This window comes from Catenibacterium faecis (assembly GCF_014306455.1).
GTDB lineage: Bacteria > Bacillota_I > Bacilli_A > Erysipelotrichales > Coprobacillaceae > Catenibacterium > Catenibacterium mitsuoka_A.
This window is the reverse complement of sequence record NZ_JACRWG010000101.1, coordinates 1-3,594: the sequence shown is the minus strand read 5'-3', so window position 1 is coordinate 3,594 and position 3,594 is coordinate 1. Positions and strand designations below refer to the sequence as shown.

The window sequence follows — 3,594 nt, the reverse complement described above, 5'->3', positions numbered from 1 at the left end:
CCTCGAGGATCTGGCGGCGATAGCATGATGGACACACCCGTTCCCATCCCGAACACGGAAGTTAAGCATCATAACGGCGACGATAGTGTGAAGACGCGACAATAGCAAGCTGCCAGGTCCTTTTTTTATGCCTTCCTTATGGAAGGTTTTTTAGTACAAAAAAACATCTATCTTGCGATAGATGTCTTCTCGTTAATAAACTTGAATACTTTATTCCAATAAGCGTCTGGATTCATATATAAGCTATTGGCATGTGTTGCGCCTTTGACACTATATAATTCCTTCTCACAATTTGCAGCCTTATATACTTCTAATCCCATTGAATAAGGCACAAAATCATCCTTTGTACCATGAATAAACATCATTGGTTTATTACATTTCTTGACTGCTTCTAAACTACTTGCTTTTTTAAAATCATAACCTGCTTCAATATTCGACATCATATTTGAAATATCCATCACTGGAAATGGTGGTAAACCAAATCTTTTATTTAATTCACTAGAGAATATATCATATACACTTGTATAACCACAATCTTCTACATAACCTACTACATTCTTTGGATGATCTCCTGACAACATCATTGTAGTAGCACCACCCATGGATACACCATGTACTATAATCTTTGCTTTTGGATCTTTATTCAAAATCCAATTAATCCAAACCTTCATATCATTCTTATCAAGATAACCCATTCCAATATGATTCCCTTCACTCTTACCAGAAGCACGATCATCAGGTAATAATACATTATAACCATGATCATAATAAGTACATCCAAAAGGCATCATATTTCTATTATCCACTTTATAACCATGAATAATGAGAGCCCATTTATGTGAGTCTTGTGTTTTATAGTTACCAGATAGTTTTAACTTATCTTTACTTGTAATTGATGTTAAGGATGTTTCCTTATAGAAAGCATCTGCTTTCTTCATCTCATCCTCTTTATTCTTATTCATAATCAATTCATTACTATTTGAAGCATGTACAGTTGTCTTCACATTTCTTTCACTAGAATTACTTGCAGGAGACAAAGCATAATTCACAAAATAATGACCTACTCCAATACTTCCACATAGTAATATCAATACAATCAATCCTATAATCTTTTTCTTCATATATTCACCTCAGAATGTATTGTATACTAAAATTAGTTTGAAGTTAATAGTTTTAATATCAAACAAACAAAAATATATACAAATATCTCAAATATGTAAAAGTTATATTTCTTCTAAACTTTCTTAGAATTCTATGTTATAAATTTGTGGCGAAAAACCCACACGCTTGCGTGTGGGATGAAAGTCACATTTCACTTGATATATACTTAGAAAAATGATATATAATCTATGTATATTAAAGTATAGGAAGTAAACAGATCATTAGTAAAAGTAACTATGATATAAACACACATACAACAAAACAACCATCACTGTAATCAGAAAATCCTAATAATGCGGCACATATAGCGAACAATAATAACCATGCAGAACAGTGTAATCCTAATAATTCAGCATATCATTCAAGTTGTGGAAAACAGTAATGACACGAACTAAAAGTGACAATGTACAAATAAATATTTCAATTCCTGCTGGATGGAAAACAGAACGTGAAACCTTGCACGTATCTATTCTTCTGAGGAAGGAGAGAGTATCATATTTCTTGACTGCTGCGTAGAGGAATTCAGGAAAAATATCAATTAGGTGAACAAGACAGAGAGGAACAATATCATAGTACTTCGTATTGAAAATATCTGATACAGTATCACATCATCAGGTATTCTAAATTCATATTTCTGGTAATGTAGAGGAAATATTGAAACAGATATTACAGAAAAATCTATTACCACATTAAGGCTCTTGAAGTGAAGCCTGACCATATACATGTCTTTGTAGATGTACCACAAACTGCTGCTTTCTGTGATGTTGTAAGAACTTTTAAAGATATAAGTGCTATTGAACTATTCAAGGCATTTCCACAATTAATACAATCCTATGCAGGATGCGGTATTTTATGGTCTAAAGGATATTTTGTATCTACAGGAATTAAGATAATATTAAGGGGCAGAAAAATGATAACTGACGAAGAATACAAAAGGATTCTTAAACAATTTCATAAATTTTCTGACAGGCATATCCTGGCTGTAGAAACCGATATGCCTTATTCTGATGTGATTAAAGTAGTGGCTCTTTCTGATAAGATACGCAAAGCTGGGAATGAGCTTGTTGGTCTTATGAGAAAGAATTATAACCAGCTTATGCGTACAAAGAGATACCGTAAATTACTGTTTCTTTATGGTAATTCTAAAGATAAGAATAAACGAAAAACTTATGCCAAACAACTTAATGAAATGCAGAAAGCTTATAATATTACATGGGAATACTGCAGAACGTCCATGATTCCTATAGGCAAGAAATATGGTGTAGACGCGGTATTCGCGCTGACTAAAGCCGAAGATATATGGCGTGGTATTGAAAAATGCTTATATGGTAATGGTAATGCCATTCATTTCTCAAGATATGGAGAACTGCCTTGTATTCGTGCAAAGCAGATAAATCGTGGTATACCTATATCCGTTACAGATAATAAACTTCATTTCAAACTTGGCAGGATGGTATTTGGAATACAAACAAATGATAGATTTCAACAGGATGAAGTAGATGCGGTTTTATCATATCTTGCCGAATCTGAGATTTTGGATGACAGGGCTGTTAATACTCTTATTAAAGATGGCTATTGCATAGATACATACAGACCCTGCTATGCTACGCTTGTTCCCAGGATGATAAGAGGTAAATACAGAGTATATCTGCATCTTACTATCGAGGGTAAAGCAAAGCCAAAATATGATAAGCATGGCAATCCAAGACATAAGTTCGGCAAAGGTATTATAGGTGCTGATATAGGAACACAGACAGTTGCCTATACTTCCGATACAGAAGTAGGACTTAAGAATCTTTCAGAGCGTGGCAGCAGTATTCAGACTTCTGAGAGAAAAGAACGTCTGCTTTACCGTGCTATGGACAGGTCAAGACGTGAAACTAATCCGCAGAATTATAATGATGATGGTACTGTTAAAAAAGGTTGTAAGACATGGAGATATTCTAATCATTATAAGAAGCTGAAAACAAAGCACTCCGAATTATGTCGCATCAATGCCATAAACAGACAGCTTGCAATAAATGAAGACGCTAACCATTTAAGAAGTCTTGGAGATGTATTTATCACAGAACCTAAAAATGCAGGCAAACTTATGAGACGAGCCAAAGAAACTACGGTCAATAGTAAAGGCAAGTTTAATAGGAAAAAGCGTTTTGGCAGATCCATAAAGAATAGATGTCCTTCTGGGTTTCAAACTGCTGTAGAACAGAAATTCAAGGTATCAGGTGGTATATATATTGAAGTATCTAATGATTATAGAGCCTCACAGTACGACCATACTGTTGATGACTATATTAAAAAGAAACTATCTGAGCGAATGTATAAGCTGCAAGATGGTACTGAGGTACAAAGAGACTGGTATTCATCATTCCTATTATACTGTTACGACTACAGAACTAAAAATATCGATAAAAACAAATGCATTTCTGAATT

At 34.1% G+C, this 3,594-nt stretch carries 2 protein-coding genes and 1 rRNA gene; 2 read left to right on the top strand and 1 reads right to left on the bottom strand.

Going from position 1 to position 3,594, the window contains the following annotated elements; genetic code table 11:
* The first annotated feature begins 9 nt into the window (after positions 1–9).
* A 5S ribosomal RNA gene (rrf, locus tag H8909_RS12675) occupies positions 10–118 on the top strand.
* A 49-nt stretch (positions 119–167) separates the two neighbouring features.
* Here rrf and H8909_RS12670 read toward each other — a convergent pair.
* Positions 168–1,121, bottom strand: coding sequence for an alpha/beta hydrolase (locus H8909_RS12670; RefSeq protein ID WP_187013077.1), 954 nt, complete (start codon positions 1,119–1,121; stop codon positions 168–170).
* A 743-nt stretch (positions 1,122–1,864) separates the two neighbouring features.
* On the opposite strand from H8909_RS12670, the gene H8909_RS12660 reads away from it, so the two are divergent.
* Positions 1,865–3,594, top strand: a 1,730-nt coding sequence (locus H8909_RS12660) for a transposase (protein WP_369409844.1), incomplete at its 3' end; no start/stop codon positions are given.

Excerpts from the sequence above, each read along its gene's own strand:
- H8909_RS12670 (WP_187013077.1), bottom strand. The coding sequence starts at position 1,121 with ATGAAGAAAAAGATTATAGGATTGATTGTATTGATATTACTATGTGGA.